Raw genomic sequence first — 16,778 nt, forward strand, 5'->3', positions numbered from 1 at the left:
CACCATGCCCCTGACCATCCGCCGCCTGGCGACCCGCCTGCTCCCGGCCCTCTGCGTCGTCGCCCTCTGCGTCGTCGTGACGGCGTTGACGACCGCGCCCGCGGCCCAGGCCCAGCCCGAGCCCCGTACCCGGTCCACCTCCCCGTTCTCCACCCAGGCCGCCCATCTCGCCGACCGCCTGCGCGACCACCCGGTCCATGTCACCGACCAGCTGCCGCGCGCGGTCCCGCGCTCCCTGGCCCCGGACTTCGCCCGCCTGGCCGAGCGCACCGGCGTACCGACGTACGTGCTGGTCCTGCCCGCTCCGTACACCGACGGTGACGAGCTGCTCGGCGCGGTGCACGAACGGCTGGGCCGTGACGGCCTGTACGTGCTGGTGGACGACTCGGAGGTCATCGCGGCCAGGTCCTTCGGTGTGCGCGCCCCCGCCGAGGCCGCCGCGCGGGCGGCACGCTTCGAACTCCCCTACGACGCCGGCGCGCTGCGCAGCTTCGAGCGCTTCGTGGAGATCGTCTCCGACGACGCGGAGAACGCCGAGGCGCGGGCGTCCGCGGCGTCCGCCGCATACCGGGACGGCGCACCGGAGCAGATGTACATCGGCCCGTCCGACCGCCGGAACCAGTCGTTCCTCACGGGCATCGCGCTCACCGGCGTGCCCCTGTCGATCCTGCTGCTGGTCCCGTACGCACGCCGCCGCCTGAGCGCCGGGCCGCCCGCGGCCGCCAGGAAGAAAAAGAAGAGCAAGTCCTCCGCCCCCGCACCCGCGCGCCCTCTCCTCCACCGGCTCGCCCTGCCCGCCGCCGCCCTGGCCACGGCCGTAGCGATCGGTGCCGGCGCGCCCCTGCTCTTCGACGAGACCCGCAGCAGCGCGGCCCCCACGCCCACCCCGGCGGACCTCTCCGCCCGCGTCGAGCGGGTCTCCGCCGGCCTCACGCGCGACCCGGTCTACCAGGACCCGGAGAGCCCGCAGCGACTGGACGCCGCGCAACTCGCCCGCCTGCACGAGCGCATCGACCGCTTCCGGCGCTCCGAGGGCGGCGGCCCCGTCTTCGTCACGCTCGTCCCCCACAGCTCGGAGGACGAGTCCGCGGGCGACGAGGAACTGTTCTCGGCGGCCGTCCACGCCCGGCTGGACAAGGACGGCGTGTACGTCGCCGCCGACCCCGTGAGCGGTTTCATCGACGTCTTCAACCACGGCCTCCGCCTGGACAGTTACGACCTCCTCTTCGACCTGCCCGAGTCGATCACGTACGGGAGCGAGAAGGCGTACGACGACGAGGACCACCTCCTTGCCGAACGCCTCGACGCCCTCATGACGTACCTCGACGAGGCGCCCCGCACCGAGGAGCCGAACAGTTCCGGAAGCCCGGCACAGGCCCTCAACCCGGCCAAGGAACACACCCTCCCGCCGCTGTTCGCCACCGACTTCTGGCCGGGCCTGTTCGTCGGCGGCTTCGCGGCCCTGCTGCTGCTGTGCCTGGTGGCCGGAGCGTGGAGGACCGTCAGCGCTGTGAGGCGCCGCCTCGGCCTGACCCTGCTCCCGGTCGAACCCGGCACGGCACCGACGTCCCCGTCGGAGGCGTACCTGCGCCGCACCGCACGGGCGGAACTGCGCGCCGCGCAGTCCGCCGTCCAGGCGGCCGCGCCGTCCCCACCCCGGACCGCCCAGGATCGCTACGAGGCGGCCCTCCTCCTCGCCGGCACCGACTCCGCCCGCCTCCGCGACTCCCGCACACCCACGGCGCACCTGTTGGCGGTCACCGTGCTGGCCCGCGCGACCAGGGCGGCCCTGGAGGGCGACAACACGGCCCGCTGCTGTGCCGTGAACCCTCTCCACGGCGCGGCCGCCACCCGCCGCCACATACGCGTCGCCGACAACGCCGCCACCCGGCGCTTCCTGCCCGTCTGCGCCCTCTGCCGCGACACGGCGACAGCGGCCCCCGGCGACCTCCCCCGCCAGTTCCTCACCCTCCCCCGTCCCTCCGGCACCCGCGTCCGCTACGACGAGCCCGCGGACGGCCTGCTGTCGACCCTGTCGAGCGGCTACGCGGCACTGGTGACGAAGGTCCGGGAGAGCGCGAGCACCGGCTGAACGGAACGGCCACCAACCGGACATGCCCACCGCATCCACCCGCGCCCGCCACGGAGTTCGCTGTGGCGAAACCAGGAACCACACGGATACCGTCATTGTCCTCGACTGCATATCTGTCTCACGGGGAGTCACTGTGAAGCGCCGCTCTTTGCCCGTTGCCGTCGCGTTCGCCACGACGGCGGCCCTGCTCCTGACGGCATGCGGAGGCGGGGACGACAAACCCGACGACAACGACAAGATCGCCGGAGCCGACCAGGGAACGGCGAAGCCGAGCAAGTCGGCAGAGCCCTCGGGAGCACCGGCTGAGGGCAAGCCGGACGGCGTGGACGTCTCCCTGCCCGCTGACATGAACCTGGTCTTCGACTGGCAGAAGCCGAAGGACAAGAACGAGGCGGCCGCCATGGAGGACGCCGCGAACTTCTTCCGGGCCATTTACCGAGGTGTGGACAAGCGCACGACCGAGGACGCGGCTGTCACCGCCTATGCCACCGGTGACGGACTGCACTACGCGGAAACGCAGATCAACGCCTGGATCGACGGAGGCTGGACGGCCACCGGCACACTGCGCCACTACGACGCCACCACTCGGTCCGCTGCGAACGGAAAGTCGGTAGAGGTGGCGTTCTGTGCGGACGCCGGCCAGTTCTACGGCAAGGAAGTCAAAACCGAGAAGGTCCTCAAAACCGAGCCCAGCATCGAGGACTTCGACTACTACAAAATCATCATGGTCAAGTACCCCACGGCTGACGACCTCTGGCAGGCATCCAAGGTGTTCGTCGAGACAAAGGCAGCGAAGTGCCAGTGAGGGGATCACTCCGCGCTTTCATCGGCGCTACGGCACTGACGCTGGCCCTCAGCACCATCATCCTCACCGAGCCTGCCTACGCCGCGAAGCCTGTCGGATCCGACAAAGGGGCCACCACGGAGCAGACCGGCGGCGGCGACGCCACCGGCATCTACGCCGCCGCCCGGATCACGTACTCCGGTTCCGTCGCCGGCGACGGCGGAACCGGCAATGTGACCTCCTCCGACGTCAACTGGACGCCACCGCCCTGCTGGTACGCCCCGTACCTCGGCGCCAAGGACTTCAAGAAGAAGATGTCGAAGGACATCGAGAGCCAGATGAACGCGCCCGGCATGGGCGGCCACGCAGGCGCGGCGCTCAGCGAATTGCAGCGCCACTACGAGGACGAGTACGGCTGGACCGACACCCCCGGCTACAAGGACTACAACGTCGACAAGGACGGCGAGGGCATGTTCTGGGCCGCCGTCGAAAACCCCGACGAACCCGACCTGCTCAAGCGAAGCTCCTGCAACGACCTCCCCTTCTGGGTCGACAACGGCGAGGCCCCGCCGCCCCAGTACGAAGAGGCCATCACGCCGGAGATCCTCGCCGCCCTCGCCTACCAGCACATGCAGCTGCCCGACACCGAGGTCAGCCTCGCCCCGGAAGGCACCACCAAGGTCAACCTGCCGACCTGGGCCTGGCTCGACAAGGCAGTTTTCGACGAGGTCCAGGCCACCGCGGCCATCAACGTCCCCGGCTTCGCCCTCCAGGCCACGACGACCGCCAAGCCGGTGTCGCTCAAGCTCGAGCCCGGCACGGCCGACGCCGAGACCTACCCCGCCTCGGGTGAGTGCACGATCAACGACGACGGCTCCATCGGCGAGCCGTACGCCAAGGGCAAGGCCGACCGGACCCCGCCCTGCGGAATCAAGTACCTCCGCTCCTCCGGCAACGGGACCTACAACCTCCAGGCCACCATCACCTGGGACATCGCATGGACCGGCACCGGCGGCGCGGGCGGCGACCTGCCCGACGGCACGTTCGGCAGTGACCAGGCGGTCACCGTCCAGGAGATCCAGGCCATCAACCGGTGAACAGGCGCGATTCAATGACGAACATGTCCTACGTAGAGAAGACCCCGAAGACCTGGTCGGCCGTGTGCATAGCCGTCTACCTGGCCGGAATCGTCTACATGGGAGTCGACACGATCCCCGACGAGATCGGCCTGTGGCTCGGCCTGTGCGGGCTGTTCCTCCTGCTCCTGCTGCCCTGCCTCGCCGTTCCCCTCTCCAAGTTCGTCTACCACCGCATCCGGATGGACGCGGATACCCTCCGCGTCGGTCGCGAGCGCATCCCGCTCACGGCCATCGACCCGGTCTCCGTCCAGACGGCCTCCCAACAGCCGCTCCCGACCGCCGCTGAGCAGTACGCCGCCTCGCTGAACGCGGTGGACGCGCCGCTGCCCGGACTACGGGCGGGCGATCGCGGCGAACCCCGTCTCGTGGGCGGTGGCTGGTCCGTTCCCATGGGCATGGACAGTGTCGTGATCCGCACGCGCCAGGGAGAGCAGCTCCGCATCGCAACCCGCGACCGCGTGGCCTTTCTCACCGCGCTGGCCCAGGGCACAGCAGGTCTGAACCGGCAACCGTGAACCGCCCGCAGGCCACCCGGTAGGCCGGCTGCGGCGGAGCGGTCTCGTCGTACTTCGCCGGCCGGTCACGCCCGTGGCCCCTGATTCTTCAACGATTTTTCTGGCAGAGGGACCTCAACAATGCCTTCCGTAGACGCAGCCCGACGTAGGCTCCGACTCTCCGACTCCCACATCAGCGTGCTGGGACTCCTCGTGGAGGAGGAGCAGATTCCCGAGGAGCTGTCCGAGGCCCGCTCAGAGCTGCGGGAGTCGGGCATCCTCGACACCGACGAAAAGATCTCGGCCGACCTCTATCCGCTGGTCGCGACGCTCATGGAACCGCGTGTCATCGTGCAAGTGGAAATCAGTGGCTCGCAGGGCGTCACCCGAAGCGGAGCCGTCATCGGCGACGACTTCATCTTCACGCACGAAACCTGGCCCGGCGATACGGAGTCGGAGTATGTCCCCGCGGAACCCGAGACGCTGGTCTGGGCCCTGGCCAGGATGGTGGATCTGCACCGGGACTTCACGGACGAGTTCCAGGGCGACGACGTGATCGTCTCGACCATGGGGGCCTTCGACGACGTGGTCACCCACATCGAAACGGGGCGGTACGAGGAGCCGGGGGCCGTGGCCGAGGCGGCGAACGCGCCGGTGCGGTTGGCGGAGGTGCTGTCCCAACTGAACTGCATGTGGCGCATGACTGTGGCCTGGAAGGACAGGGATGCGCAGGCCGCACCCGGAAACGGGCTGGCCGTGGCGGCGCTCGCCGTCTGGGACTGCGGTATCGAGGGCTACTGGCTCAGGGAACTGCCTGCGGAACCGGTCACCGATGGGCAGGTGGACCGGAGCAGCGAGCTGAGGGTACGGCGCACCACGGCGAGGGAACTCTGGCAGATGATCACGGATCTGCTTCCCGACGGAGCGCAACTCGCTCCCGCACCACAGGCTCAGCCCGCCTCCTGAGGCCCGCACGCGCGTGTCGGCGCGGCGTGAGTCGACCGGGCCGCCCTGTCCTCGCCTTCCGGCACCAGTTTCTGTCCGCATCGCAGACTTGATCACGGGGAAAGATGAGCAACGGTTCCAAGCGCATGGCCAATCCCGAGGACATGGAGCACCTGGCCAAGCTCCTCGACGGCAGGGGCAACCTGCGGGACAAGTTGGACGAAGCCTTCACCCGGGCGGCCCGCCTGGGTGTGACGGGACAGCTGAGCCCTCTCAAACCCATGCAGAGCTGGACCGGCGACACGGCACTCGACCTGCGCCGGCGTGCGGCCATTCTCCGGGCCGAGAACGGCGATCCCAGGGCAGCAGCCCTGTACGCCGGTTTCACTCCCGAGGAACTGAAGGGCGCTAACCTTCCGCCCGACGCCATGCTCATCGCGAATGCCTCCGTGGCGAACGGCGACAAGTTCGACACCAAGTGGCTGGAGCGGCAGAAGGGCGAAACGCTCCAGGACTGGATCGACCGCATCAAGGGCGACGCAGTCGCCAAGGTGACGAACAACGAGAACCTCGGGGAGGTCGTCGGGGACTACATCAACCTGACGGCCATGGTCTCCACGGTGCCGGGTGCCTTCAAGATGACCGCGATGGGCACACTCCATCTGATCAAGTACTTCAAGAGCCTGAAGACACCCGGCAATGTCGACTTCCTGAAGGCGCCCGGCACCACGCTCGCTCAGCTCCTGAAGGGACAGTCGACCTCCCGCTTCATTCCGGCGAGTATCCGCTCGTTGGCTGCAAGCATCGGGTCGCGCACTCCTGCGCCGATCCTTGATGCACTGACCGGAAAAGACAGTTTCGCCGCGCTTTCGGCAAGGCAGTGGGCGTGGGAGGCGAACCTGCTCAAGGTCGGCAAAAACGCCGGCGCTCTGAGCAGGGCAACCGGAGCGAGCCGACTGAGTGCCTTCGCCTCGGGAGCCGGGACGGCGCTGCGCACGGGCGGCTTCTGGCGTACGGCCGGCATCGGCGGCAGCGCCGTCTCCACGGTGATCGGTGCCGTCGACCTCGTGCAGGAAGGCAATCCTGTCGAGGCCTTCAAGCGGGACAAGGCCGGGTATGTGGCGAAGGCTTCCGGGGTGGCCTTCAACGCCTCCCTGACAGCAGCCATGGTCGCGCCCACTCCGATCACGATAGGCGCGGCGGTGGTCACGGGTGCCGTCTACGGTGTCGCGACCATCGTCGACAACTGGGACACCGTCAAGAAGTTTCCCGGCAAGGTCGCCGACGCCGGAGCCTGGGCGGGCAAGAAGATCAGCGAAGGAGCTGGGAAACTCGCCGACGGCGCCAAGGCGCTGGGCAGTGCACTCAACCCCTTTGATTAGTGCTTGACACCGGAAGAGGTCAGGGTCGGAGAATGTCCCAACTTGCGTTCGATCTTCAACGGCACACAAACACCGTCACTTCACGGGAGCAGACCAGGGTCACCTTTTGGCGTGGCACCGTAGGGCAACTGGGCTCCGTTGAACTGATCGTGCCGGCCCTGGAAGTCGTAGCCACGTCCGACCCCAGGGAGCTCATCGGTGCCATGGTGACCGGCGAGAACATTCCGATGTCTTCCTTCAAAGGCATTCGATACGGCGGGCTGCCACGCCTCGCCGAAGGAAAGCTGACTGTGGCCGGTCAGCAGGCGTCCTTCGCTCGGAAGACCTGGCGGACGAGCAGAAGCGCCCGGGCTCTGACGATCCGGGCAGTGGGGCGAGAGTACCGGTACCGGGAGGAAGGGAACCGGCGGCATCACGTGCTGGAACGTCCGGAATCCCGCATTTCCATGACGCGTTCCAGCGGTTCGCATCCGAAGAGCATTTCCGGAACCGCTTACGGGGCTGTGGACTCCGTGGACATCAGCATGGCCATCCTTTTCGAGGCCGTGTACACGCGCAACCTGTCGTTGCGCGGTGCAGTGGTGTCGGCTCCGGGCAGGTTCCTGGATGAGCTGTCCAAGCTTTCCTTGTAGTGATCGGGCCGTGATCGTCCCCTCCGGGGCGCTACTCGCGACGATCAGCGGCGCGGGTGATCTCCTCGTGCGGCAGGGCGTCACTTGTGGTGGTTCTGTGTCACCCATGGAGACGATCGCATCTCATTACGGGTAGATCTCTGCCCCCCGTATGCTGCACCAGCGGTTTCGTGGTCCGCCCTGCGGACCCGGCACGACAGGCAGCCAACGGGGAGAGGAACTGCACATGGGGGCGAAGGACGCGGCCGACGCCGCCGAGCTGAAGAAGCGAGCCGAGCGGTTGCGTGAATGTGCGCGTGAGGCGCGGACCCTGGCCCGCTCGCTGGGCCCGTATCTCGACGGCGCGGTGAAGAAGGCAGCCCCGCGTGCCGGCGACTTCCGTGCGGGCAACGACGCGAACGCGATATGGCAGGGGCCCTTCGCCGACGAGTGCACCGCGAAGCTGCAGCAGCGGCAGCGCACGCTCAACGGCATGGGGGGTGCCCTGCTGGCCGATGCCACACGGTGGGAGAACCAGGCCGACGAACTGGAGCGGCAGGCCAAGGAGAAGGACAAGGCCAAGGCCGGAACGGGCGGCAACTGATGTCGTTCAGGGGATTCGACGCCGCCAAGCTCACCACACTCGCCAACGACCTGGACACCCTCGCCGGCAACGCGGGCAAGCTGCACAGTCAGCTGGCCGCCCTGCTGACCTCCGCCCAGCAGAACCTGCCGTCGGGGCAGAGCGCCTCCCGCGACCCCGACCTGCAGGCACTTGTCGGGGACGTGGTCCCGATTCCGTCGTTCTTCGGTGGACGCCGTCGGCTGCCCGGCTCCCTGACCGGCGAACTCGGCGACATGCAGTCGTCGATGAAGCGCCGGATCAGACAGCTGGAGGGTGTGCAGGAGCTGGCACGCAAGGGCTATCCCGTGGCCGACGGCAGCGTGTTCCTCGACGAGAAGGCGCCCGACGCGAAGAAGATCGACGAGGCCCTGCGTAATCTCCAGGCGCTGCAGGGCAAGGACTTCGGCACCAACGGCAACCGTGACGACCTGGAGAAGATCTCGAAGGAGCTCGACGGGCTCACCGCGGCCGAGATCGACGTCCTCCTGTCCAAGGCGTCCCCGAAGGATCTCGCCTTCTACAACGAGCTGCTCACCGACACGGGCGACTCGGGCTGGAACCCGTTCGACTCCAACGGTCTGCCGGAGGACAAGCGCCGGGACACGCTCAGCCTGATGCTGTCGAAGATCAGCCCGGAGAACCTCCCCAAGTTCCAGGCGGCCTTCCCCGGCATGCAGCCGACGTTCACCAACACCGGCGCCTACGAGGAGGGCGGCAACAACCAGAACGGGCAGACCAACAACGGCATCCACTGGGCGCCGCCGAGCGACCCGCTGTTCCAGAACGGTGTGTCGTCCGACGACGTCAACCAGAACCAGTTCGGTGACTGCTGGTACGTCGCCTCGCTGGCCGGTCTGGCACAGAAGAATCCCCGGTTCATCCAGGAAGGCATCAAGGAGAACCCGAACGGGACGGTCAGCGTCCGGGTCTGGGACAAGGAGGGCAACTACCACTGGGTCACCATGACGCCCGACCTGCCCACCGACCAGAACGGCAACCCGATCAGCACCTACGGCAACGGCGAGTCCTGGCCGGCGTACTACGAGAAGGCCTTCGCGATGGTCTACTCGGACGACGGTGACAACGAGCGCGGCTACGGCGGCATCGAGGGCGACGACCCGAAGAAGTCCGCCCCCTACCTCACCGGCCAGGAGGGCGAGGACCTGACGACGGGTGGCTTCCTCGGCATCGGCGAGCACGAGGACAAGGACCTCGACTCCCTGCGGGAGGCGTTCGAGTCCGGCAAGGTCGTCACCGTCTCCACTCCGGCCGACGAGAGCCTGGACAAGAACCATCCCAAGGAGTGGGGCAGCACCTACCACAGCAATCACGCTTACTACGTCCGCGGTTTCACCGACGACGGCAAGGTCATCCTCGGCAATCCCTGGGGAACCTCCGGCTATCCGCCGATCACCGTGACGCAGGAGCAGTTCAACAAGTACTTCCAGGGGCCCGAGGCCTTCGATGTCCCCTGATGTCCGTGACACCCGGCAGGTGAGTGGAGTGACGACCGACCGTCCGCAGGTGAAGTACCCGTTCGAGTTCGACGGCCGCTGGGTGCTTCGCTACCACGTCCCGTACACCGTCGAACACGACGGCCGTACGCACCGCATCGTGGCGACGATCTTCGCCCAGCCGTCGGTGCACGGCCGGATCCAGGTCAACTGCGAGGGCCTGCTCGTCGCCGAGTACGACGAGTTGGTTCCCGGCAGCCAGGTGGAGATCACCGGTGACGTGTGGCGGGTGACGGAGGTCGAGTACCGGACCCGCGTCGTCCTGGAGCGCGTTCCCGACGACATGAAGGAGGAGACCGGTGCACAGGCCGGTGAGTAGGTACCGCGTCGCGGGCTCTGTCCTGGCGCTGCTCGCGCTGGCCGGTTGCGGATCGTCGTCCGGCGGGGGCGGCGAGGAGCCGACGACCGCGCCCGCGACCACGCAGGCGGCCCGGGACAAGGGCCCGGTGTGTGTGGGCGAGGCGCCGGCGGACGGGCTGCATGTGCTGCGCGGCGGCGGCTTCCGGCTGCCCGGGGACACGGGCGTGCAGTACGCCGGCGCCCGGGCCGACGGCACGACGCGCACGGCGACCCTGCGCGAGGGCGCGCGCCACGAGTCCGGCCAACGTGAGTGGAAGGTGAAGACCGGAGCGGAGGTCACCGTCTCCGGCCACGCCTACACGGTCCGGCAGATCTGCTCCTACCGCGTCGTCCTCGAACCGCAGTCCGCCGAGGACAAGGCCGCGCTCGCTGCGGCGCCCACGTCCATGGAGTCGGCGGGCGGACCCGCGGACGACCCCTTGTGCTTCACCACCAACCGGGACGTCCTCACCGCCGCGGCGGACGGTTTCCCGGCGAAGGGCGAAACGCTGGCCCTCGTCGGCAACGGCGGCGTGCAGCGGTTCCCGACGGGCCTGTCCCTCACCGTCTCGTACCTCGACGCGGACGCCGGAACGGCCGGCGTCGCCGCGAACTGCGCCGCCGTCCCGGTCGCGACCTACGAGGACGTGCGGGTGGGTGACCCGGTGGAGTTCGCGGGTGTGCTGTTCGAGGTCTCGCAGATCACCGAGCGGGCGGTACGGCTCACCCGGACGAGTGCGTGACGGACCGGTCGGCGCTCCCGCTGTTCCTACTTCTTCTTGTCCTGGAGGTCCTTGGCGTCCTTGGTGCACTGCTGTGCCTCGTCACGCAGGGCCTTGGCCACCGTGCCGCACTTCGTCTGCCAGCCCTTCAGCTTGCCCCGGACGTCGTCCGCGTTGGGGCCCGACCAGCTCTTCATGCCGGTCGTGCTGTGGTTCTTGGCGCTGTCGACGAGTGAGTCGATGTGGTCGGCCAGCGAACGCAACTGACTGGCGCGCTGGTTGAGTTCCTGAATGTCAGGATTTGCCATAGCAGCCTCCCCCACTGTCTCGACAGCCAGGATACGGTCACACCCGCCGATGCGTCGCCCGGCCCCCGGCACCCCCTACGGCCAGCCCGGCGCGCTTGAACACGACTTGTTCACCGGACGATCCCAACTTCCCTGGTGCCGGGCAGGAACTGGGCGTGGTGCGATAGCGTCCACTGTTGCAAACGGATAGTCCGCTTGTTCCTGATGACACGGGGAGGATCGCCATGGATCGCGGTGCAGATCTCACACGGCTCCGGGAGTTGTCGAAGCTCTACGCCCGCAAGGCGCACGACCTCCAGGTCCTGATCAAGGACCTGCAGTCGGCGACCGCTGACAGCTCCGGCTACTGGAAGGGCCCGAAGGCCGACCGGTTCCGGGACGACTGGCGTGACGTGAAGCCGACCTTCGAGAAGTGGGTCGACACGCTGAACGAGGCCAGCAAGTCCGCGAACACGAGCGCCGACAACATCGAGCGCGCCACCTGATTCCAGGGCCACGCGGAGCGTGCAGTCGCCCAGGGCGCCGGAAACCGTCACCGCACGGTCCCGGCGCCCTTCGCGCGTACGGCTGTCGGCGATGCCGCGTCCAGCGGGAGGACAACAGTTGGCGACGGTTCTCGTGAGGTGGCCGAGCGATGGGCAAGAAGAGGAACAAGCGCCCTTCCGACCAGTACCGGCTGCCGCCCAAGGTGGTCGCTGCGCAGCGGTCCGCAGCGCGGGTCGCCGCCTTCCGACCGCGTCCCGTGGTTCCGCAGCGGCGCGTCGTACTGGCCCTTGCCGGTCTGTTCCTGGTGTGCGCCGGGCTGACCTCAGTCCTGTGGTTCCCGGCACATTCCTTGCGGGACGATCTGCGATCCGGCGGCACCACCGTCGCCGCCCGGGTCGTCGGTGTCGATGACAAGCCCAAGTCTGTCGAGGTACGCCTCGTCCAGGGTCCCGACGAGGGCACGCGCGTCCGGCTGTCCGAATACGCGGGCATGCTCCCCGACGTCCGTACCGGCGACTCGCTGCTGGTGACGTACGACCCGGAAGAGCCGTCGCGCGTCCTGCCGCGCGGTTGGGTCACCGACCCTCCCGCCAATCTGCCCGCCTACGGCACCGCGGCCATCGCTCTGCTGTGCCTGGCGCTGGCCACAGCCGTGGCGCTCCGCCGTCGTTGGATTCTTCGCACCTGGCCGAGCGAGCCCGCTGCCGCCGCAGACGCCGTGAGCCCCGAACAGCCCCGTACGAAGGGCAAGGGGCTGTCCAAGTCCTAGCCGTGCAGGCCACGGCATGACAGCGGGCCCCTGCCGGCGTGGCAGGGGCCCGTTGTCGTGTCGTACGGGTCGGTCAGCCGTTCATGACCGCCTGGATCGGCATGAAGGAGCCGCCCGCCACGAAGAGCCCGCTCCCCGCCGGGCCGCCGCCGCTGTTGGACGGCAGCCGGATGCCGAAGAGTTCGCCCTCGGAGGGGCTCTGGGGCGTCAGCAGCATGCCGTTCCGGGACTTGCGGGCCTCGACGGCGAAGCCGCGGTACTGGCCGGAGAGACTGTCGGTGGAGCCGGCCGCGATGAGGCCGATCCCGCCGTCCGCCCCCTTGCGGACGACCGCCTCCAGGGCCTCGTCGAGACGGGTGTCGTAGAGGAGTTCGGCGTCGTCCACGACCACGACGTACGAGCCGTCGGGCGCCTTGTCCACCAGCTCCTCCAGGTCGTCCTCCCGACTGTCGGCGTTCAGCAGGCCCAGTACGCCCTCACGGCCCTCCAGGTCCCGCAGCGGCGAACGGCGCGGGGCGACCAGCAGCACCGGAGTGCCCGAGCGCAGCAGTGTCTCGGTGGCGGCCACCAGGAGGGTGGAACGGCCCGACTTGGGCGGTCCGGCGATGACGAAGCCCGGCCCGTTCTCCTCCAGGTCGATGCCGACCGGCTGGAGTTCGTCGCCGCCGACACCGATGAGTGCCCAGAGCGGAGAAGGCGGTGCGAAGTCGGGGTCGAGGGCGAGTGCCTCCGACGCCGTGATGCGCGACGGCAGGGCGTCCACCCGCATCGGGCGTCGCCCGGCCGGCACCCGGCCGTGACGGGCCGCCGCCTCCTCGGCGATCTCGCGCAGCGCCCTCACCTGCGCCTGGCCGGCGGGGTCGGCCGTGAGCAGGCCGATCTGGGTTTCGTCCACGCCCGTGTCCGTGATGCGCAGGGCGCGCCCCGGTGGCATGTTCTTCGGGACCTCGCGGGGCTGGAGCCCTGCCGTCGAATAGTCGTTCGGGTCGGCGAAGCGCAGCACCAGACGGTCGGCGAAGGCGGACGAGACATGGCCGCTCAGGCCGCTGCGGTCGGCGGTCATGACGACCTTGAGCCCCACCGCGGAGCCCTCACGGAAGATGCGCTGAGCGGACTCCAGCAACTGCCCGTAGTTGTAGCTCTCGAAGGTGGAGGCGAAGCCCTCCCAGCTGTCCAGGAGGAGCACCATCCAGGGGAGCCGGTCCTCCGGGGCTGCTGTCGCGCGTTGTTCGGCGGCGCTGGACGCGCCCTCCATGGCGAGCAGTTGCTGCCGGCGGGCGATCTCCGTCAGCAGACGCTCGATGAGACGCCGGACCCGGTCCGGTTCGTCGCGCGTCACCACGGCACCCACGTGCGGCAGCCGCATCAGGGGCAGCAGCGCGTTCGAGCCGCAGTCGATGCCGTAGAGATGCACATCGTGCGGGGACGTGGTGCGGGCCAGCGATCCCGCCAGTGTCCGCAGGGCGGTCGAGCGGCCTGAGCGGGCACCGCCGAGCAGCATGGTGTGCTCGCCGTGGACCAGGTCGAGGGCCAGCGGCGTTCGGGACTGCTTCGCCGGCAGGTCGATGAGGCCGTAGGGGATGGGGGCCACGTCCTGCCGGTCGTCGGCGGAGCCGGCGCCGTAGGCGGCGAGTTCCTCCAGCGTGACCGACTCGGCCAGGGGCGGCAGCCACGGGCTGCGCTGCTCGCCGAAGCCCATGCGCTGGGCGCCGTCCCGCACCGCGTCGACCAGGACGGCGAGGTCGGTGACCATGGTGCCGTCGTCCTCGGCCTCGGCCCGCTTGGGCAACGGGCGACCGTAGGCGGTCCAGGGCAGGGGCAGCAGCGTCGCCTTCGGGCCGGTCCCGCCCGTTGCGGGACGGCGGCCACCGATGCGGGCCGACTGCACGCCGACCAGGGACTGCGCGCCGGAACGGACGTACATGCGGCCCGGTGTGGACTTGGCGATGGCGCCCGAGTCCGGGGCCTCGATCACGTCGATGGACTCCGAGGCGTCCGTCACGCGCAGCGCGATGCGCAGGTTGGTGTTGGCGCGGATGTCCGCGCTGACCACGCCGGCGGGCCGCTGGGTCGCCAGGATCAGGTGGACGCCGAGGGAGCGTCCGCGGCGGGCGATGTCGACCAGACCGGCGATGAAGTCCGGGAGTTCGGCGACCAGGGACGCGAACTCGTCGATGACCAGGACGAGTCGGGGCATCGGCTCCAGTTCGGGGCGGAGCTTGCGGGTGTCGTTGTAGTCCTCGATGTCCTTGGCCGCGGCGTCGAAGAGGATCTTCTCCCGGCGGTGCAGTTCGGCCGCGAGCGAGGCGAGCGCACGCTCGGTGAGGTGGGCGTCGAGGTCACTGACCATGCCGACCGTGTGGGGCAGGCGGGCGCAGTCCATGAAGGCGCTGCCGCCCTTGTAGTCGATCAGGACGTAGTTCAGGGAGTCCGGGCGGTTGGCGACGGCCAGCGAGGCGATGATCGTCTGCAGGAGTTCGGACTTGCCCGCGCCTGTGGTGCCCGCGACCAGCGCGTGCGGCCCGTCCCGGCGGATGTCGAGCTCGAAGGTGCCGTCGGCGGCGATACCGATGGGGGCCGCGGTCGTGGCGCCGCCGGCCTGCCAGATGCGCTCCACGTCGACACCGGTCGGGTCCGGCATGCCGAGCAGGGTCAACAGCCGTGCGGAGGTGGGCAGGGCGCTGCCCGCGTCGTCCCGGCTGACGTCCCGGACGGGTGCGAGGGAGCGGGCGAGCAGTTCGCACCACTCCGGCGTGACCTGGTCGGCCAGGACGTCCCCGGCGGCCTCCAGTCCGTAGCCGCGGATCCGGACGTGGTGCGCGGCGTCGGGTGACCAGGCGACGACCGCCCGGCACTCCTCGGGCAGCAGGCGCTCGTCCTCGTCGATGCACAGGGCGAGGATGCCGTACTGGGGGCCTTCGGCGAGCAGTTGCGGAACTCCGGGGACGCGGCGCAGCAGGCGGGCCCCGTCGAGGATCAGCAGGACGTTGGGGTCCGGGTAGAGCTGTCCCGTCATGTTGTTCTGTTCGCGGGACGCCTTGCGCCGGGCCAGTTCGTTGAGCAGTTCGTTGACCCGTCGGGTGATGCCCTCGGAGTCGAACCCGACCAGAGCGACGCAGTCCTGCCCCTGGTCGGGGCTGGTGTGCGGGAGCCAGTGCACCCACTGCCAGTCGGCACCGGCGTTCGGGGTGGACGCGAGCGAGACGAGGGACAGGTCCCGTGGGCTGTGGAGTACCGCCGCCTGTACGCCGAGCCATCGTGCGGTGGCCAGTGCACGGGCCCGGTCGCCGGCGACGCCGACCACTCCCAGCTCGGTGAAGGGGAGGGTGACGGGCACGTCCGGCAGGACGGGGGGCTCCGGCCGCTCCTCCTCGTAGAGGGAACCGCCGCGGCCCAGGACGAGTTCCACGTCGGAGGGGAGGTTGCCCGAGCCGACCCGCAGGTGCAGGGCGTCCGGGTCGGTGAGCCGGCGCTCCCACAGGCGGCGGCGCGGGCCCGTGGCGAACAGCAGGATCTCGGCGGGGTCGGGGCTGTCGGCGCGCCGGGCGCGCTGCTCCTCCTTGCCGAGGGCGGCGAGTTCGGCCTCGTGGGCGGCGAGGTCCTTCTTGTACTGCTTGACGGACGTCTTGTGCTTCTTCTTGCCCTCGCGGTTCTCGCTGATCCACTGGGCGGCCATCATCAGCGGACTCATCAGGCAGAAGAGCAGCATGTAGATCTGCTTGGTGAGGAAGTACATGCCTATGCCGAACAGCATGGGCATGAACGCCATGATGAACTGGAAGCGGGCCCGGTCCCCCTTGGTCGGCGGTACCGGCACGACCAGGCGCCGCCGGGGCCGCAGCGGGGACAGGCGGGGCGGGCGGTTGTAGGCGAGACCGCCCTCGCTCATCGCCGACAGGTGGGCGTCCGGCTCGCTCACCCGGTCGAGCACGAGCAGCGAGTCACCGGCCCGGACGACGCCGCCGAGTGGCCAGGCCGTGCCGGACGTCACCGTCTCGTCGTCGAGCCGTACATCGGCGCCGCCCTCGGGGGCGAGCGTGACGGCGCCCTTCATGTCGATGGTGATGCGCAGGGCGACCGGCGGCAGTGACGCGTCCGTCAGCGGGAAAGTACAAGTGGGGGCCGAGCCGACGGTGGCCGCGCCGACGCCCAGCCGGATCACCCGGCCGGAGGAGGGGCCGCCCGCCGCTCTCAGCTCGTACTGTCCGACCGGCTCGCCCTTGCGCAGCAGCGGGCCGATCGAGTCGTCCACCGACAGCCGCATGCCGTCCTGCAGGACGGCCGTCGCCGGCGCGGACGGGTCGCACAGCTTGCCGTCGGCCCACAGGGACGGTGTTCCACCGGCCGTCGCCGAGTGGGTGTGCGGCGGCGCCATGCCGGGCATGGCGACCACGTTCGCGGGCATGCCGACGGCACGGCCGGCCTGCCGCAGGGCGGTCGTCAGCGCCTCGGCGACGTCGCCCGCCGTGGCCGTGTCCTCGGTGGTGATGACGACGTCATGCGGCTCACCGCCTTCCAGTACGACCGTGACCCGCGTCTGCATGGCGGTTCTTCCTCCCCGTCGGCCC

General features: G+C 69.4%; 15 protein-coding genes. 13 read left to right on the forward strand and 2 right to left on the reverse strand.

The genetic code is table 11. The annotated features are described in order from the left end of the window. Positions 1 to 4 precede the first annotated feature (4 nt). The 11 genes from FGW31_RS14335 (at position 5) to FGW31_RS14385 (ending at position 10,668) form a co-directional block, all read left to right on the forward strand. Positions 5 to 2,092, forward strand: a complete 2,088-nt coding sequence (locus FGW31_RS14335; protein ID WP_142193795.1) for a hypothetical protein — start codon at positions 5 to 7, stop codon at positions 2,090 to 2,092. Positions 2,093 to 2,225: 133 nt separating this feature from the next. Beyond that, positions 2,226 to 2,897, forward strand: a complete 672-nt coding sequence (locus tag FGW31_RS14340) for a hypothetical protein (protein ID WP_142193928.1) — start codon at positions 2,226 to 2,228, stop codon at positions 2,895 to 2,897. After that, positions 2,894 to 3,973 carry a hypothetical protein gene (locus tag FGW31_RS14345; RefSeq protein WP_142193796.1) on the forward strand — a complete coding sequence of 360 codons (1,080 nt, stop codon included), beginning with the start codon at positions 2,894 to 2,896 and terminating at the stop codon, positions 3,971 to 3,973. The genes FGW31_RS14340 and FGW31_RS14345 overlap by 4 nt, the downstream gene beginning before the upstream one ends. Before the next feature lie 23 nt (positions 3,974 to 3,996). Next, complete coding sequence (locus FGW31_RS14350; protein ID WP_142193797.1) at positions 3,997 to 4,530, forward strand: DUF3093 family protein; 534 nt, start codon at positions 3,997 to 3,999, stop codon at positions 4,528 to 4,530. A 192-nt stretch (positions 4,531 to 4,722) separates the two neighbouring features. Next, positions 4,723 to 5,475 (forward strand): hypothetical protein, encoded by a 753-nt coding sequence (locus FGW31_RS14355; protein ID WP_233452487.1) that lies wholly within the window; start codon positions 4,723 to 4,725, stop codon positions 5,473 to 5,475. A 104-nt stretch (positions 5,476 to 5,579) separates the two neighbouring features. Beyond that, positions 5,580 to 6,836, forward strand: a complete 1,257-nt coding sequence (locus FGW31_RS14360; protein WP_142193799.1) for a mucin-2 — start codon at positions 5,580 to 5,582, stop codon at positions 6,834 to 6,836. 32 nt (positions 6,837 to 6,868) lie between these two features. Further along, a complete protein-coding gene (locus FGW31_RS14365) occupies positions 6,869 to 7,468 on the forward strand; it encodes a hypothetical protein (RefSeq protein WP_142193800.1) in 600 nt (199 codons plus the stop codon). Between the two features lie 226 nt (positions 7,469 to 7,694). Next, positions 7,695 to 8,051 carry a hypothetical protein gene (locus FGW31_RS14370; RefSeq protein ID WP_142193801.1) on the forward strand — a complete coding sequence of 119 codons (357 nt, stop codon included), beginning with the start codon at positions 7,695 to 7,697 and terminating at the stop codon, positions 8,049 to 8,051. Further along, entirely contained in the window at positions 8,051 to 9,547 is a 1,497-nt protein-coding gene (locus tag FGW31_RS14375) for a C2 family cysteine protease (RefSeq protein WP_142193802.1), read from the forward strand. Before FGW31_RS14370 ends, FGW31_RS14375 begins: the two co-directional genes overlap by 1 nt. A 28-nt stretch (positions 9,548 to 9,575) precedes the next feature. Continuing rightward, positions 9,576 to 9,905, forward strand: coding sequence for a hypothetical protein (locus FGW31_RS14380; RefSeq protein ID WP_233288639.1), 330 nt, complete (start codon positions 9,576 to 9,578; stop codon positions 9,903 to 9,905). Further along, a complete protein-coding gene (locus FGW31_RS14385; protein WP_233288638.1) occupies positions 9,898 to 10,668 on the forward strand; it encodes a hypothetical protein in 771 nt (256 codons plus the stop codon). Before FGW31_RS14380 ends, FGW31_RS14385 begins: the two co-directional genes overlap by 8 nt. A 26-nt stretch (positions 10,669 to 10,694) precedes the next feature. On the opposite strand, the gene FGW31_RS14390 is transcribed toward FGW31_RS14385, so the two are convergent. Beyond that, complete coding sequence (locus FGW31_RS14390; RefSeq protein ID WP_142193805.1) at positions 10,695 to 10,955, reverse strand: WXG100 family type VII secretion target; 261 nt, start codon at positions 10,953 to 10,955, stop codon at positions 10,695 to 10,697. Between the two features lie 224 nt (positions 10,956 to 11,179). On the opposite strand from FGW31_RS14390, the gene FGW31_RS14395 reads away from it, so the two are divergent. Next, positions 11,180 to 11,440, forward strand: coding sequence for a WXG100 family type VII secretion target (locus FGW31_RS14395; RefSeq protein WP_142193806.1), 261 nt, complete (start codon positions 11,180 to 11,182; stop codon positions 11,438 to 11,440). Positions 11,441 to 11,589: 149 nt separating this feature from the next. Beyond that, on the forward strand, positions 11,590 to 12,210 hold the full coding sequence (locus FGW31_RS14400; protein ID WP_142193807.1) for a hypothetical protein: 621 nt from the start codon (positions 11,590 to 11,592) through the stop codon (positions 12,208 to 12,210). A 73-nt stretch (positions 12,211 to 12,283) separates the two neighbouring features. On the opposite strand, the gene FGW31_RS14405 is transcribed toward FGW31_RS14400, so the two are convergent. Further along, complete coding sequence (locus FGW31_RS14405) at positions 12,284 to 16,753, reverse strand: FtsK/SpoIIIE domain-containing protein (RefSeq protein ID WP_142193808.1); 4,470 nt, start codon at positions 16,751 to 16,753, stop codon at positions 12,284 to 12,286. Positions 16,754 to 16,778: the final 25 nt, after the last annotated feature.

It is taken from the genome of Streptomyces calvus (assembly GCF_006782915.1).
GTDB classification, from domain to species: domain Bacteria; phylum Actinomycetota; class Actinomycetes; order Streptomycetales; family Streptomycetaceae; genus Streptomyces; species Streptomyces calvus.